At 39.2% G+C, this 16,207-nt stretch carries 11 protein-coding genes and 1 pseudogene; 10 read left to right on the top strand and 2 right to left on the bottom strand.

The window, feature by feature from the left end; genetic code table 11:
* Positions 1-565 precede the first annotated feature (565 nt).
* Positions 566-1,138 carry a DedA family protein gene (locus HLH16_RS09990; protein WP_171529196.1) on the top strand — a complete coding sequence of 191 codons (573 nt, stop codon included), beginning with the start codon at positions 566-568 and terminating at the stop codon, positions 1,136-1,138.
* A 64-nt stretch (positions 1,139-1,202) separates the two neighbouring features.
* On the opposite strand, the gene coq7 is transcribed toward HLH16_RS09990, so the two are convergent.
* Both coq7 and HLH16_RS09980 read right to left on the bottom strand, forming a co-directional pair.
* Positions 1,203-1,838: a 2-polyprenyl-3-methyl-6-methoxy-1,4-benzoquinone monooxygenase gene (gene coq7 / locus HLH16_RS09985; protein ID WP_131292124.1), complete on the bottom strand. Its 636-nt coding sequence runs from the start codon at positions 1,836-1,838 to the stop codon at positions 1,203-1,205.
* A 4-nt stretch (positions 1,839-1,842) separates the two neighbouring features.
* Positions 1,843-3,165 (bottom strand): MFS transporter, encoded by a 1,323-nt coding sequence (locus tag HLH16_RS09980; protein ID WP_171529195.1) that lies wholly within the window; start codon positions 3,163-3,165, stop codon positions 1,843-1,845.
* Between the two features lie 178 nt (positions 3,166-3,343).
* Here HLH16_RS09980 and HLH16_RS09975 point away from each other — a divergent pair, with 178 nt between their 5' ends.
* The 9 genes and pseudogenes from HLH16_RS09975 to HLH16_RS09935 all read left to right on the top strand — a co-directional run bounded on the left by HLH16_RS09975 (position 3,344) and on the right by HLH16_RS09935 (position 16,195).
* Entirely contained in the window at positions 3,344-6,070 is a 2,727-nt protein-coding gene (locus tag HLH16_RS09975; RefSeq protein ID WP_171529194.1) for an autotransporter assembly complex protein TamA, read from the top strand.
* 22 nt (positions 6,071-6,092) lie between these two features.
* On the top strand, positions 6,093-10,607 hold the full coding sequence (locus HLH16_RS09970) for a translocation/assembly module TamB domain-containing protein (protein ID WP_171529193.1): 4,515 nt from the start codon (positions 6,093-6,095) through the stop codon (positions 10,605-10,607).
* A 152-nt stretch (positions 10,608-10,759) separates the two neighbouring features.
* Positions 10,760-11,965: a tyrosine-type recombinase/integrase gene (locus tag HLH16_RS09965; protein WP_171529192.1), complete on the top strand. Its 1,206-nt coding sequence runs from the start codon at positions 10,760-10,762 to the stop codon at positions 11,963-11,965.
* 285 nt (positions 11,966-12,250) lie between these two features.
* A complete protein-coding gene (locus HLH16_RS09960; RefSeq protein ID WP_350643871.1) occupies positions 12,251-12,874 on the top strand; it encodes a hypothetical protein in 624 nt (207 codons plus the stop codon).
* Positions 12,875-13,031: 157 nt separating this feature from the next.
* Positions 13,032-13,268 (top strand): hypothetical protein, encoded by a 237-nt coding sequence (locus HLH16_RS09955; protein ID WP_171529191.1) that lies wholly within the window; start codon positions 13,032-13,034, stop codon positions 13,266-13,268.
* 1,358 nt (positions 13,269-14,626) lie between these two features.
* Positions 14,627-14,800, top strand: coding sequence for a hypothetical protein (locus HLH16_RS09950; protein ID WP_171529190.1), 174 nt, complete (start codon positions 14,627-14,629; stop codon positions 14,798-14,800).
* An 89-nt stretch (positions 14,801-14,889) separates the two neighbouring features.
* On the top strand, positions 14,890-15,114 hold the full coding sequence (locus HLH16_RS09945) for a hypothetical protein (RefSeq protein ID WP_171529189.1): 225 nt from the start codon (positions 14,890-14,892) through the stop codon (positions 15,112-15,114).
* A 40-nt stretch (positions 15,115-15,154) separates the two neighbouring features.
* Positions 15,155-15,594: pseudogene (locus HLH16_RS09940) on the top strand (hypothetical protein).
* The gene (locus tag HLH16_RS09935; protein WP_171529188.1) at positions 15,551-16,195 is read left to right on the top strand and encodes a putative metallopeptidase; all 645 of its coding nucleotides are present in this window, start codon (positions 15,551-15,553) and stop codon (positions 16,193-16,195) included. Before HLH16_RS09940 ends, HLH16_RS09935 begins: the two are co-directional and overlap by 44 nt.
* The last annotated feature ends 12 nt before the right edge of the window (positions 16,196-16,207 follow it).

Raw genomic sequence — 16,207 nt, 5'->3', positions numbered from 1 at the left:
ACATACAAGCGTGTCGAAATCATATAGTCAAAGGCTGATTCTGATTCACAGAAGCGTAAATGCTGCAATTTGCCTGTGGCATCATCGATAAAGACTAGCAGACAGCATTTAGCGGCTCTTCCTTGGACTGACCCCTGTTGAATACAGAAATCAGTCCTTAAAAACCGCCTAACTTACTGTCTAACTTTTGGGGGTCAGATCAGGAAGTTGGGCTTTTTTATGATTGATCAATTACTGTGTAATGCAGGTTGCAGACAATCTTAACGATCTTCCAGATGGTAAATATAATCGATTATGTTCTGACTCATGATTTTAAATTGAGTTTTTTTTAGGCACATAAAAAGATTCATCTGCATAACAGCTGACTCTGTCGATTATGCCTAATTTGAACCAGACATTTGTCTGAAACAATTTCTATGCATTGAGTAACTTGGGTTTCAAATAGGCAGAGAAATCACTTTATTTTACTGATGAAATATAAATGCTTAAAAAAGCAACCAGAGTTGTCTTGGCAATCAATAGTGATATGGCGAACATAGTAAAACTGTGATCAGACATATAAAAAATGATGAACTGGACCGATCTCATCCAACACTATGGTTATTTTGCCATTTTGATTGGCAGCTTCTTTGAAGGTGAAACTGTTCTTATGCTGGGAGCCTATGCTGTACATCAGCATGTCTTTAATTTCTGGTTATTAATTATCGTTGCCATGTTGGGTGGGTTTTTAGCTGATCAAATCTATTATCAGATCGGTAGGCACTATGGCATCGACTTTATTCAAAAAAAGCCAAAATTGGCGCAGAAGTTTGAGCAATCAAGCCAGTTTATTGAGCATTATCCTGTTTTGACTATTTTTCTGATGCGGTTTGCCTGGGGGTTGCGTACGATTTTACCCATTTCGATTGGGATTAAAGGCTATCCTTTATTGAAATATATATTGGTGAATATCGTTGCCTGTTTTATTTGGGCATTTGTGGTTGTGAGTGTTGGCTTGCAGCTAAGTCATTGGTTGCATGTGTTTTGGCAGAAAATTTTACCTTATCATCAAGATTTTTATATTGTAGGAAGTGTTATCGCTTGTATTTTCATATTGCGTATTACATACAGCATCTGTGTTTATTGCCACCAAAAATAATAATTTAAATAAACAGCATAAAAAAGCCCGCAATAATGCGGGTGGTTAATCATGTGAAAACCAGTTAAATATAGTAACTGGTCTTGGTCATCAGTTTGGAAATTGCCGTCATGGTAATACGCACAGGGGCAGGTAAATCCACACCGCCAGCATTTAATGCTGTATCTCTATGATGCAACTCATCTTCATTCATCTGTACCAAAATTTTACGCGAACGTTCATCTTGTTCAGGCAACTGTTTGATATGGTCTTGTAAATGCAGACTAACTTGACGTTCAGTTTCAGCCACGAAACCTAGGCTGTATTTATCGCCGGCAATTCCTGCAATGGCACCCATACCAAATGATAGACCATACCAGACCGGATTTAATAAGCTGGTATGGCTATCCAGTTCTTTTAAGCGGTCTTCACACCAGGCCAAATGATCTTGCTCTTCAATCGCAGCCTGTTCCATTTCACGGCGTACATTCGGGAGTTTTGCAGTCAGTGCCTGACCATGATAAAGCGCTTGTGCACATACTTCACCGCTATGATTCACCCGCATTAAGCCGGCAACATGACGTGCTTCACTGACACCAAGTTGGGTTTCCACAGCACGGCCGGGATTTTCACGATGTGAAGAGGTTGTTCCCGGAACCAAACTGCGAAGCGCCTGGTCAAACGAATGAATAAATTTGTCGATACCGGTATATTGACGCATAAAATTAATCCTCTAAAGCTTCGTGTTGATGTGCTGCAAGTATGGGCTTGAGTTTAAACAAAAGCCATGTAGTGAAAATGGCGCTGAGAATAGCTGTAATACTGAAAAGTATTTTAATATCAATATTGAATATACTTAAGATGATAATGGAAAATATAGCAGAGGATACCATGAATACGGCATTTAAGATGTTGTTTGCTGCTACTACACGCGCACGATGTGAGCGAGGAGAAAAGGCCTGCATCATGGCATATAGAGGTACGATGTAAAAACCGCCACTAATGCCGAGTAATGTCACGGCAAGCATCACATGATAATAGCTCCAGCCTTGGGTAAAGACATCTTTTAAACCCAACATTTCACCGCTACGTTCAGGTACAAAAGCCAAACTGGCGGCCAGATAAAAAGCAAAAACGGTTAGGCCGATTGCACCAATCGGTACCATCTTTAAATTAACCTCTGTACCGCCAATTCTACGGCACAATAATGAACCTACACCAATACCGACAGAGAAGAAAGTTAACAGCAGACTGACGACATTTTCAGAGGCATGCAAATTTTGTTGGGTGAGTTGTGGGATCTGGGTCAGATAGGTGGCGCCATAGAACCAGTACCAGGAATTACCCAATAAAATTAGAAAGATAATGGGTAAGCTTTTGGCATATATTAAAGTCTGAAAACTGGTTCTGAAAAAGTTCCAGTCAATTTGAATATCAGGTGAGGTTACATTTTGCTTTAATACAAAGCGACTGGAGGTGTATCCGAGAACAGCAATGGTGACCACCGTCAGGCTAATCCAGAACAGATTGCCGTCTGAAGCAGAAATCACTGCACCGCCTAAAATCATACCAACCAAAATGGCAATGGATGTGCCAGACTGAAACAAGGCATTTCCGGACATGAGCTCATTTGGCTTTAAAATTTCAGGTAAAATAGCGTATTTAATTGGCCCAAAGAAGGTCGAATGCACGCCCATCAAAAATAAAGCCGTTAACAATAGCCACAAATGACCCAGTAAAAAGCCAGCAGAGCCAATCAACATGATCACAATTTCAAGTATTTTAATCCCACGTACCAGTTGTGAACGTTCATACTTATCTGCAATCTGTCCGGCTGTCGCAGAGAAAATAAAATAGGGTAAAATAAACAATAAGGCCGCAAGATTATTCAGTGTACTGACGCTGGCATTTTGTTGATTGATCCAACCATAAGTAATGACCAGTAACAATGATTGTTTGTATACATTGTCATTCAGTGCACCGAAAAATTGAGTGATAAACATCGGTAAAAACCGACGTGTACCTAAAAGATGTTCATTTTTTTCCATGGTTTATGGGCTTCATTAAGTTTTATTAAGAAATGTGAGCATTTGGTAAAACACTATAAAAAATCATGTATTATGTTTTAAACCTATACTTTAGTGAAAATTCCAATAGATTTGAGTTTGTTAGCAAGCGATTATTGGGCATTTCCATTACAAATATTATATTAGTTTAGAGTTCTTTATGCTTTCAAAACTGAATTTTAAAAAGTCGACTCTTACACTAAGTGTCAATTCCTTCATAGCGTGGGAGGATCAACATAAACAATTTTGTTTAAGTCTCTTTTTAACATTACTGGCACAACAAGGTTTTGCACAAGTTGCACAGCCTGATACAAAGGTCACTCAAACAGAATTTGAACAACAACTCAAGAGTGAAGCTGTTAAACAAGGTATGGGCAGTACCGAAGAAATAGAAAAAATTGAAAATTTTCAAGAAAAACAAGCTGTACCTGATAGTTTGCAAATGCTACAACAACAAGAACATGCAGGACAGAATTTTGAAGAATTTAAGCCCATCGAATTTGATGATTTAGAAGAACTGCCCATCACGCCAGTCAGCCAAGCGATGGCAGATGAAATTTTTCGTGAGGCTGAAGATGCGAAAAATCAAGCCCAGCAATATCGTGCAGGACAAGTTACAGAAGTTGTAGTTTCTGATGCAACACAGCAAGAACTGGTTGAAATCAATCATGCGCCTGTAAATGTCGATCAATTGATGTCGAGCATTCAAGACGATAGCAAAATTGTGGTTGAAGCCAATGAATCAGGAAAAACATTACCTGAATTGAGTGTGGCGGATGAAATTGAAGAACCCAATTTCTTTAAACGCTGGCTCTATAAAATACGACCACCTCGTCAATTGAATACTGCGAAAGTTGCGCGTATTAGTGCGGATGTCGTGTTCACGTCAGCTCAAAACAGCAGTGATGTTTCAAACAAAGCTTATGCTCAAGCACTGCAAAATTTCCAAACTAATCTTAAGGGGAAGCTTTCCAGTTTTACCCAGGAATCCTTTGGTGATTTTCCTTCGGCGCTGCCACAATTAAGAACCATGTCGAATCAGGCAGCACAGGCAGTGGGCTTCTATAATGCTAGCTTTAAATTTGAAAAACTCAGTGAAAACCGTGTTCGCGTCAGAGTAACACCGAATGAACCTGTGCAAATTAAAGAACAGAATGTCGAGTTTAGTGGCGCAGGTGAAAAACAGGCACAGTTCCAGGTCATCAGTGTGTTACCCGATCAAGATGTCGGTGATGTTTTCAACCATGGTTTATATGAACAAACCAAAACCCGAATTAATGATGCCGCGAATAATAATGGGTACTTTGATGGATACTGGCGTTTACATGATGTAAAAGTTGCCCAACCGCAAAATACTGCAGATATCAATTTACGTTATGAAACAGGTGATCGTTATAAATTGGGACCTGCTGAATTTCGGATGAGTGATCCCTCAAAACCCTTGCCGATAGACTTGGATGTATTGCAAAGTATGGTGTCATGGGAAGATGGAGCCGATTATACTTTTTGGCGGGTCAACGGTTTAGCCAATAACTTAACCAACTCACGTTATTTTAATTACACCTTGGTGGATGCTGTACACCCCGATCCAATTGAAAAGCAGTTAGAACTTCCACCAGATATTCAAGCATTGGTCGATCAGCAAAAAATATCAGAAAATGAAGCGAGTGTTCAGGACAAAAAGCAGGTCGCTTCTTCAAAGGAAGTCACTCAATCAGTTGTGGATGAGACACAATTCGCAGGTAAAGCAGATACAGAAGGCGATCAAAATCTGCGTCAAATGAGTGTAGAGCAGGAAATCAAACAATCTGAAGAAGAACGCTTAAAAGCTCAAGCACGTGAAGAAAAGAAAATCCCGGTGATTGTGACTTTAAATGCAGATCGTCTAAATAGTGCAGAATTGGGTGCAGGTTATGGTAGTGATACCGGTGCACGTGTCCGTGGTCAGTATCGCCGAGCCATTGTAAACCGCCGTGGGCATTCATTTGATGCTAACGTAGAATTATCTCAAATTCGTCAGTCGATTGACGGTCATTATAATATTCCCTATAAGCATCCACTGAATGACTATATCAGTCTGGTGGGCGGTTATGAGCGTGAAGAACGTGATGACGTTGCACAAGGTAATGGATTAATGATTGAATCTGCTGTGGCGGGCGTGGATCGAATTATTAAAAGACCACGCGGAAGTTGGCAACATACTTTCGGTTTGCGTTATCGTCTAGATCGTCTTACACAAAATGGCGTGGTAGATTCTGGAGAAATTCCTGATACATTTTTAGCGAATTCGAATGAGCAGCAACAATCCTTATTATTGGGTTATGAGGTTGCTCGTACCACCAGTGATAAGCGGGTCAATCCAGGGAAAGGCTTTATGCAAACTTATAAAGTTGAACTGGGCAGTGAAACTTTATTATCCGATGCGGATATGGCTATTGTGAATGCGGGTTGGCGATTTATTTATTCATTAGGTGAAAATGATAACCATCAGTTTGTGGGACGCGGTGACGTAGGTTATATCTTTGCACAGGATTTTACTAAAGTTCCTTATAATCTGCGTTATTTTACCGGCGGTGACCAGACTGTTCGCGGTTTTGATTATAAAAGTTTATCACCTGAAGAAAATGGATTTAAAATTGGCGGACAAGCTTTAGCTGTAGGTTCTTTAGAATATAACTATCAATTTAAAGAAGGTTGGCGTGCAGCCGTATTTAGTGATGTAGGGAATGCGTACGACAAAGATTTTAATACACCCACCGCATATAGTGTCGGTTTAGGGCTTCGTTGGGCATCGCCAATTGGTCCAATTCGTATTGATGTCGCTTCAGGTATTTCTGATGACGATCATCCGATCCGTATCCATTTCTTTATTGGTTCACAATTATAAATTTTAGGTTTTAGAGAGCATTATGGCTGAAGTAGAACAGCAACCAGAGACGGAAACCCCTCAACCGAAAAAACGTCGTATTTTGAGGAGTGTATTATTTACACTGCTCATGGTGTTGGTTCTGCTTATTGCTTCCTTCGCTGTGATGTTTACTACTGATAAAGGCAGTAAATTCTTACTGGACCGTGTTTTACAAAGTCAAAAAATTATTCATTATGAATATGAAAGCGGTAATCTTTTACATGGCATTATTCTAAAAAATATCCTGGTCACCTTAAAACCTGTGGACGTTAAAATTGATCGTGCCGATGTGACTTTGGGTTGGCGCGCAATCTTAAAAAAAGAAATTCATTTGAATCGTGCCGATGTACGTAATCTGCAAATTATCACCAAAAATCCACCGAGTGATAAACCGTTTAAATTCAATGAAATCCGTTTACCTTTTGTTTTGCTCTTAGATACTGCTGATGTTGACCATCTATTGATTAAGACTTCATCTGCTAGCGTCAAATTCAATGATATTCACTTAAATAATGCACTTTGGTCGGGTACAGAACTTAAGTTTGAAGATTCTCGCATGAATATGGGGTATCTTTCAGTCAAAAATGCAACTGGAGATATGAAATTCGAAGGAAAATATCCTTTAAATGCTGTTGGTAATTTAAATATACCATCATTGAATAAAAGCCTGAATATCCATGATATTAAAGTGGTGGCTAAAGGTTCTCTAGATACCATTCAAGCAGGTGTGGCAACCAATACGCCTGATTTGTTAACCGGTTGGGTGGTGCTACATCCAGTGCGTAAACATGTGCCGATGTTTGGTGAGTTGCAGTTCAAGAAATATCACTGGCCATTAATCACTGAGCAAAAACTGTTTACTAAAAATGGTGTGGCTAAATTCAATGGGGATATCAAACGCTTAAATATCGATGTTGCGACGGATTTAACTGGCAAAAATATTCCACAAGGGCAATATAACGGTAGCATGCATACCGATTTGGTCCATCAGCTGGATATTAGCAATTTAAATGGTAAGCTGATGAGTGGCGCCGTGAATGTCGCAGGTGTAGTGAGCTGGAAAGACCATGTCACTTGGGATATGACGGGTCGCCTGGACAAAATTAATCCTAAAGACAAACTGATTCCACAAATGGTAAAAGATTTTCTGCCGCCCAGTCTGGATGGAAAAATTGCTTCTAAAGGTAGCCTCGAAAAAGGTCTGCATTTGACTGGATTGGTGGATTTTGACCGTTATGAAACATGGAACCTTAAACTCGATCAAGATGAGCAAAAAGGTAAAAAAACAAATCCGATGCTACTGGATGTTGCCTGGAAAAATATTGACCGCGCCGTACCCTATGTAGGCTGGTTAAGCAGTAAATCGGGTGATGTTCAACTGGCATTGGTAGAAGGTAAACAGGATATTCATGTCGCAACGGCTGTCTCTAAACATGATAAGGGCATGTTGCCTGAAGGCCTATATAAAGCACAGCTTAATCTTAAAAATAATAATTTAAATGTACCTAATTTTAGTGTTGTGGCCGGTAAGGGCAGCTTAAACGGAACTGCAAAAATCGAGTTGCCGACTGAAAAACGTCAATTAAAATGGAATGCCAGTGTTAATGCCAAAGATTTTAATCCGCAAACAGTGGTCGAGGCTGCACCTGTTAACTTATTGAATGGACAAGTCAAAGCCAATGGTTTTGCAAAACCAAATCAGCAGATTATTCATTTAGATGCCATTAACTTGACCGGTCGTCTGGCACAGCAAAACAACAATGAAACCGTTCGCTTAACTGGACGGAGCACCGCAGCCATTTTATTCAACGATCAAAAATCAGGTGGAGCGTTTAAAAGTTTTGCTGTGAATTATGATGGTGCACTAAATGCAAGTAATATTCAGGCCAGTGAAGGTTTGCTCAAGTTTAAAGTTTCAGGTACACCGGAACTGATTAAAATTGAGGAGTTGCAGCATTCAGGTATTGCAGGGAAAATTTTTGCCAGTGGTTTGGTCAATCTTAAAAATGGCATTGGCTGGAATGTAAATGCTTCCCTGGTTCGATTTAAGCCGCATTATTTTGTCTCATCTGTAAGTGGTGAATTATCCGGTAATGTGAAAACTGAAGGGGTTTGGTCAGATACCTTAAAACGCATTAATATCGAAAAATTAAATTTAGCCGGAATCATTAATAATAAACCTGTTCGCGGAACAGGCAATCTGGCAATGGTCATTGATTCAAATCAAAAAGGCTTCCTCCCTAAACAATTTGAAGCCAATAATTTGTATCTGTCCTATGCAAAAAACCAGATTCAAGCCACAGGCAATGCGCAAAACTTAAGATTAAAAGTTAATGCACCTGCCTTGTACGAAATTTATAGCGGACTTCGCGGTCGTGCTTATGGTTATTTAAATGTGCAATCACAGCCACGCTTGCAAGCTACTGCAAATCTGGCGGTCGACAACTTTGGTTTTAATAATTTATTCAGCGTTAAAAAGCTACGAGTTCAAGGTGAGTTACCAACTTCAGAACTCACTCCAGCGCTGATGACGGCGAAAATGGAAAGTTTACGTAGTGGTTCACGTGAAATTCAGCAAGGTGAAATTTCACTGGCAGGTACTCGTAAAGCTCACATATTGAAAGTTCAGGCAGAAAACAGAATTTCCAAATTTTATGTGCAATTGGCGGGTGGCTTTAATGCCCAGAATGATTGGCTGGGACAAATCCAGAAAGGTGATTTTGACTCTTTGCGTGCTCGATTAGTGCAACGTCAAAATGCCTCTGTGATTTACAGTACTGCAAAATCTGAATTATTTGTCGGTGCACATTGCTGGTCGAGTCAGCAAAGTCAATTGTGTTTCGATCAACCGATTCGTGTCAGCAAAACCAAAGGGAATGTGTCGTTTATTACCCAAAATGTCGATTTAAATGACTTCGCTGCATTTATGCCAGAAGGTTTGGCGATTACCGGTAAAGTCAATGGCTACACAAAAGTGGCATGGGTCCAAGGTGCTAAACCGAAAATTGATGCAAGACTGGTAACACGTAATGGTGTGATTGGCTTGGCAGCTGAAGATCCGCAAGATGTCGGTTCTACATTAAGTTATAACGAAATTGGCCTTATTGCGAAAAGTGTGGCAGAAGGTTTGCAAGTTCGTTTAGATGTAAAAACCCCTGACATTGGTACCGGTTATGCCAATGTCATTATTGATCCTTATAAAGACAGCAAGCCAATGCATGGTGAAGTGGCCTTTGACCAGGTACAACTCAAAGTCTTTAAGCCTTTTATTCAAGATGTTCGGTCACTTGCAGGAACCTTGTCTTTTGCAGGAAAAATCGCAGGAACGCTGACTCAACCTTTATTTAATGGTGAAATGCGCCTGAAAGATGGTGCAATCAGCATGATTTCATTGCCTGTGAACTTAACTAATATTCAGGTTTATTCATCTATTCGACAAGATCATGCCAGTATTAACGGGGCATTTAATAGTGGTCGAGGCGTAGGTGCATTAACGGGTAATGTGGACTGGAAAAATGATCCGCGTATTCAACTGCATTTAAAAGGCGAAAACTTACTGATTCGCCAAGCACCATTGATTACCGCTGTGGTTACACCAGATTTAACCTTGGATGTCTTGCCGTTCAAGAAGAAATTAAGCTTAAGTGGTAAGGTTGAAGTACCGCGTGCCTTAATTTCTATGCCTGAAGCTTCAGCACCCGTGATCAATGTGTCATCGGATGTACGTATTGTTCATGCAGGGCAAGATCAGCTCGCCATATTGCGAGCGGCTCGACCATGGGATATTCGTGCAGATGTCATGGTTGATTTAGGTAATCAAGTCATTTTCCAGGGTTTTGATAGCCGTATTCCAATGCTTGGGCGTTTATATTTATCACAACGAGGGCTTGAAACTGCTATGCGTGCCAATGGTGCAATTGGTGTTAGTCAAAAGGTGAAAATTGAAGCTTATGGACAAAGTCTGGATTTGAACCGTGCAATTGCGCGTTTTAATGGCCCTTTATATAACCCAACTCTAGATATTGATGCCAATAAGAGCGTGCAAGGCAGTACGGTAGGTGTGCGGGTTACCGGAACTGCAACCAGTCCGAATATTCAGGTCTATAACGATGCTGGTTTGTCTGAACAAGAGGCGTTAAATGCAATACTCACTGGTCGTATTAATGAGGGTACCAGTGGTATTAGTCAAACTGAGGGCTTTAAGTCTGACGTAAATAATACCATTGCTGCTGCAGGGATCAGTATGGGCTTGGGCGGTACGCGTGCCTTGACCAATCAGATTGGACGTACTTTTGGTTTAAGTAGCTTGGCGCTGGATGCTCAAGGAACAGGCGATGATACCCAAGTCAGTGTGACCGGTTATATTACGCCAGATCTGTTTATTCGTTACGGTGTAGGTGTGTTTACACCGGTGAACAAATTGACTTTGCGTTATCAAATGAACAAAAGACTGTATTTGGAAGCAAGCCAATCCTTAGAACGAGCAATAGATGTGTTCTATAACTGGCGGTTCTAGCAATACAAAAATACAATATTTGTTAAGTTATTGTTATTTTTAAAATTTTAATGGTATTTATCTGCACTTTAAATCGTGGTGTAGACTATGTGTAGACTGTTGAGTAATTTCAGGCTTAAAATGCAAGTGTCGAATTTGTATTAAAGCCTGAAATGAAACTCAACAAATCTAATGTTGATGCTATTGCATTGGCAGAAAAAGGACAAGCCATCCATCGCGATTCGGATTTGATCGGTTTTGCTGTACGTGTCACCACCAAAAGTAAATCGTATATTGTTGAGCGTCGTCACGAAGGTAAACTTTTTCGTGTGACGATTGGTAAGACAAATGAAATCACACCAGTTGAAGCAAGAAAAAAAGCTCAGGCTGTTTTGTCTGATATCTCCAATGGCGTTTATGAGAAAAAGAAAGATGCGCTTAATGGGATAATGACTTTAGATCAAGCATTCAAACTTTATCTTAGTCAGCGCAAACTTAAGCCCCTTTCAGTGGTTACATACAATCACTCGCTCGATACTTTTTTATCTGACTGGAAAGAGAAGCCAATTTTTGACATCACAAAAAAAGATGTGTTTGAGCGCTTTATTCAATTAACTGAATACAGCCCAACTCAAGCAAATCTAACTTTGAAAATGTTTGGTTCGATCTGGCGATTTGCACAGATCCATTGTTCATCCGATGAAAATCCAATCCTTAAACATAATCCTGTTGATGTAATCCCCGCAAAACGAGGGTGGAATAAAACCAAGCCGCGTACACGCCATCTAGACGAAAGCAATATCCACACTTATTACAATGCCGTACTAAATTATTTTACTGAACGCTCTCTTTATGAAGATGCTTCAAAAAATGCCACACGCGACCTTGTGCTGTTTATTATGTATACAGGCTGTCGTCGCAGTGAAGCACAAACATTAAAGTGGGAAAATGTAGATATAGAGAAGGGCTTATTTATCTTTAGAGACCCTAAAAACGGTGATGATCATTTATTGCCAATGGGCGACCACTTGTTTGAAATCATCAAACAGCGGTATGAATTAAGAGCAAATGATTATGTATTTCCAGGTTCTGCTTTAGCCTCATCAGCTAAACATGTATCTGGCGCTCAAGGCTTACTAAGAACGATAGGTGAGCAAACCGGTATTCAAATTTCACTTCATGATTTGCGAAGAACTTTTGCAACGATCTGCAATAACTTGGATTATGGACCATACACAATTAAGCGCTTACTTAATCATAAATCAGGTGCCAGAAACGATGTGACTGGTGGTTATGTTCAAGTATCTATAAAAAAATTACGGCTTGCAATGAATGATATTGAAGCCGTATATCAGGGTAAACTCAACTGCTTCGACTAGGAAGCAAGTTGAGCTGTATTCATGACTGTTTGCTGACTTTGGTACGCAAGCACATCTGACTTTTTATAAGTAACAGCTCTATTTTGGGTGCTCAATTGAAACAGCGAAATACTGGGTGAATCAAAGCAATGAGTATCACTCAAATCCAATTTTTTTTCCAAATATGAGCTGTCAAGTTGCTTATATTTTAGATGACCTTCGCACCGCAATTGCTGACCATGAACGTACAGATACATGCTCTGACATCCGCAATCACATTAGCCCAAATACAAAGGTGAGCGAGAGATGAAAAAGCAAGTTACAGAGCGCGATATTCGCCTCCCTCAATTTCAAGACGCAAAGCTTGAAGATTTGGAATTTGATGCATCTGGTGAAGTGGTTCGTAAAGATCGTTTTGAAAGAGCTATTCGAAAAATATCAAGCATGTTACATGGCGTAAATGGATTGTCACCACGTGATAGTTGGACGTGTGAGCAGGTAGAGGGGTGGTTATACCAATTCTATGCTTGGAGTGATGGACGCACAGCAACTGCTCGTTCGATGATCAAAGTCCCTAATTTTAAGAAAATGACACAGGCACAAAGAGAGGAAGCTCTTTCTGAATACATGCTGCTTCAAGAAGAAAGCAAGTCAAAGCATGTAAATACTATATGCAAGATTGATGATAATGAGGCGCGTGCTGTACAGCGTTTGGTTTTGGATATACAGGGACGATCCGAGATATTGGACGATTGGCTGAATGCTATTATTTATCGCTATTTTTTAAATATGAAATGGCCCGAAATGGTGAGTAGCAACCGAACCCAACATGATGCCAGAATGGATGTTAAGTGTGGACTGGCTGCACTTCATAGCCAGTATGGATTTATTCAATATGATCCAAAAAATAGAAAAGACGATACCGCTTGACCCTGCGCAGGCAATATGGCATATTTGTGTTACAGTAGACGCAGTGTAAGTAAATTGCTGTGTTAGATAAGAAGCTCATCGAAAGGTGGGCTTTTTTGACATTGTTTATTCATATAAATAAAGGATAATAACTTTTTTCTTTTGAGCTTTAATAGAAATGGCAATTCTAACTGTCAAGAAATTAGATGATACTCTTAGTGAGTTAGCAGTTGACGGCAAAAAACCTGAAAAGATTTTGTTAGGTTATAAAGCATATGGCGACCTAATGAATAATCGCAGTTTTTTTGAGGAAGTAGCAGGATCAGCAATGGATCCAAACAAACGAAAATATAAAAATATTAAAATTAAAGTTACCCAAGACGAATACCAGTTTGAAGTGAAGTGTTCAAAATAATAGATTGATATATCAAAGAAAGCTCGGTCATTTGATCGGGCTTTTTTGTTGCTTATTGAACAGTAACCATGTTATTAAAGGTTTATTGTTTTTAAACAATAGTTCTAATTCAGCGCAAATGGTTAGAAAGAAGCTCACTTAGTAATAGGTGGGCTTTTTTAATGTTTAGAATTTATTGTATGAAAAGAAAAATAACTCAAAGTAAACGAGTCAAAACAGTTTCTCTATATTTTCTATACTTTGTAGTCAAATTTTTGGTGATATTTTAATCTTGCGAATACAATAAAACGCATGTAAAACGAAGAAAATGACTGCAGCACCGGCCCACTTATTTGAAGGAGTAAGTGGGCTTTTTAATTGCCTGAAAGTTACCTGTCAAAGCGCGCCAGATTTTAATTAGGTTGAATCACACCAGAATCAGATCAGTTGTGAATTAAACGTGATATTTATCAAAAAATTACGAAATAAATTGATTGATTGAATAGCAAATACCTAGTAATTTTTCCATTAGGTTAAATGAGGTTATAGATCATCTAACTGAGCGAATCGATTGACACTCGGAAAGACGAGAATTACCACAAATGCTTACAGAAATGTGAGCATTTTTAATGCCCCGAGAAATGTTTTTTGTGTAAGCAATATCGGGGCGCCCAGATTCTAATTCCCTAGAATTCACGGGAATTTAATTATAAAAAGAAATTTACCCTGCTGATGGTACCTTCACAAATGAGGGGTAGCATATTGTTGAAGTCGCTAAAATGGTGAGCTTTTTTAATATTTAATAAATCATTAATTAAGTTTTTTTAATAATTTGATTTAATTAATATTGTTTTAATTTTTGGTATATTATGCCACTGGAAACTACTGGATTAGTGTACAAAATAGCAAACAGAAACTGCTGTAGTTTCTGAATGACCTTCCAAGGTCCTTAGTTTATAGGCCCACCTCGATCTTTCCCTGAGTGGGCTTTTTTTTGTCAGGAGAAAAGTATGTTCCGATTCTTAATGTGTTTATTTGGTCTTCATGGTGCAACTGAGGTTGAATACACAGTTAATGATGAAGAAATCAAAGAATGTCGGGATTGCCTAAAAGAAGTTAAGTGATTATTTATTAAGCCAAATATTAGATATATTAAACAAATAATTACATTCAGATGCACAAATCATCTGCTAGGATGTTTGCACATAAAAACAAGTAAATAGATTTTTAGGCATGACATGGGCCTGTTTAACTTGGGAGAGTTGAGCAGGTTTTTTTTATTAATATATTATCCAAACTTGCCGGACGTATTACGGCACATAAAACCCCGCTCAATATGCATTATTGGTGGGGTTTTTCTTTTCTTATTGGTGGTGACCATGACAGATACAGTACAAGCTAAAAAAGATTTGCAGTTCTGTTGTGATGAACTGAGTAAATATCAGAACTTGAGTCGAACTGGCTTAAGACATAGTGAGCTGGTCGCTATGGACAATATTATGATTCGCTTAAAAGAACGTATTGCTAATTTGCGTACGGTTTTGCATGCGTGATGCTAGATGATTTGAAGTAGTGTTATGAAGATGGGTTGAATTAAGTTTTGATGATAAATTATAGGGCTAAATTACCATAAGGCACTAGAATGAGAATTATAGCTAAAGATCAAGATACAGGTGAAATAATAGAGTTTATAGCTGAAGAGGATGTTAGCGATGGGTTTCTGAATTTCTTCTACCATGATCCAGAAGGAAATTTTTTACGTTCAACTACTCGTCCTTATAAAAAACTGCCTAGAAACTCAGTAGTGCCTAATATGAGTTTTATTATTGGTGACAGGACAATCTTGATCATTGAAATAATAGAATGAAATAAAGCCTCCTCCGGGAGGTTTTTTAATGGGTGGTGTCATGGATCTAAAACTCTATAAAGACTTAACTGACAAAGGCCCCATTAAAAATAAGCCTCGCAATAAGCCACTGCCTAAAGCTGGTGAAAAATACTTAGAAGCATTCGAGCGATTTAAAGAGATCCTTGATCGCATGGAAATCAAGTACGAAGAATATTTTCATTTCAAAAGTACTAAACATTGGCGCTTTGATTTTCATTTGATTGAGTATCGAATGCTGATTGAAATTGCTGGTGGTCCTTGGTCGGGTGGGCGAAAAGGGAAACTTAAAAATAAAGCTTGGAGCATAATCGCTACGATCATGCTGAAGAAATGGGTTATCGATATCATCGTTTTGAATGTGCTGATATTGATATGGGTCGTGCAACTACCTGGCTTAGAAATTTAAAGGCATCTTATGGAACAACAATTCAGACCATTCCCGCCGACGGATCTGATTGATCAGGCTGAGGAAGAAGAAGCAATACGCTTAGCGCCCGCCGTAGATCTAAAAGAATGGGTAATTAAGAACTGGCTAACGATTGGCGGTGAATTGCATAACCCTGATCATGATCATATTGCTGAGTTACTGCATGACAATGAAGAGTTTCTTGCATTCGCTTGGGCATCTTCTGCTGCCGTAGCTAAAAAACGTATGGTGCTTGGTCAATGTGAAAAGGTCATGTTTAACCAGGGCGGATGGAAAAAAGCACGGCAAGAACAACAGATGCGAGATTGGTTCGGCTTTATTCCTCAGTACTTAATCACTGTAGATGCGGCATTTTGCGAACAAACATCTGATCGTGAGTTTTGTCGTTTGATTGAACATGAGCTTTATCACATCGGTGTTGAACGTGATGCAGAGGGCGAAATCATTTACAGCGATCATACCGGTCTACCTAAGCATTATTTGGCTGGCCATGATGTGGAAGTGTTCTTTGGTGAAACAAAACGATGGGGTGCGGATGAGTTTGTAAAACGACTTTTAGAAATTGCGAAGAATGCGCCATTTGTTTCAGAAACTAATATTGCTGCGTGTTGTGGAACGTGTGTGATTAATTGAGCCTAAGGGCTC

It is taken from the genome of Acinetobacter sp. ANC 5378, from assembly GCF_013004315.1.
Lineage (GTDB): Bacteria > Pseudomonadota > Gammaproteobacteria > Pseudomonadales > Moraxellaceae > Acinetobacter.
Note: the sequence above shows the minus strand (reverse complement) of the source record. Positions and strands in the feature narration are given on the sequence as shown.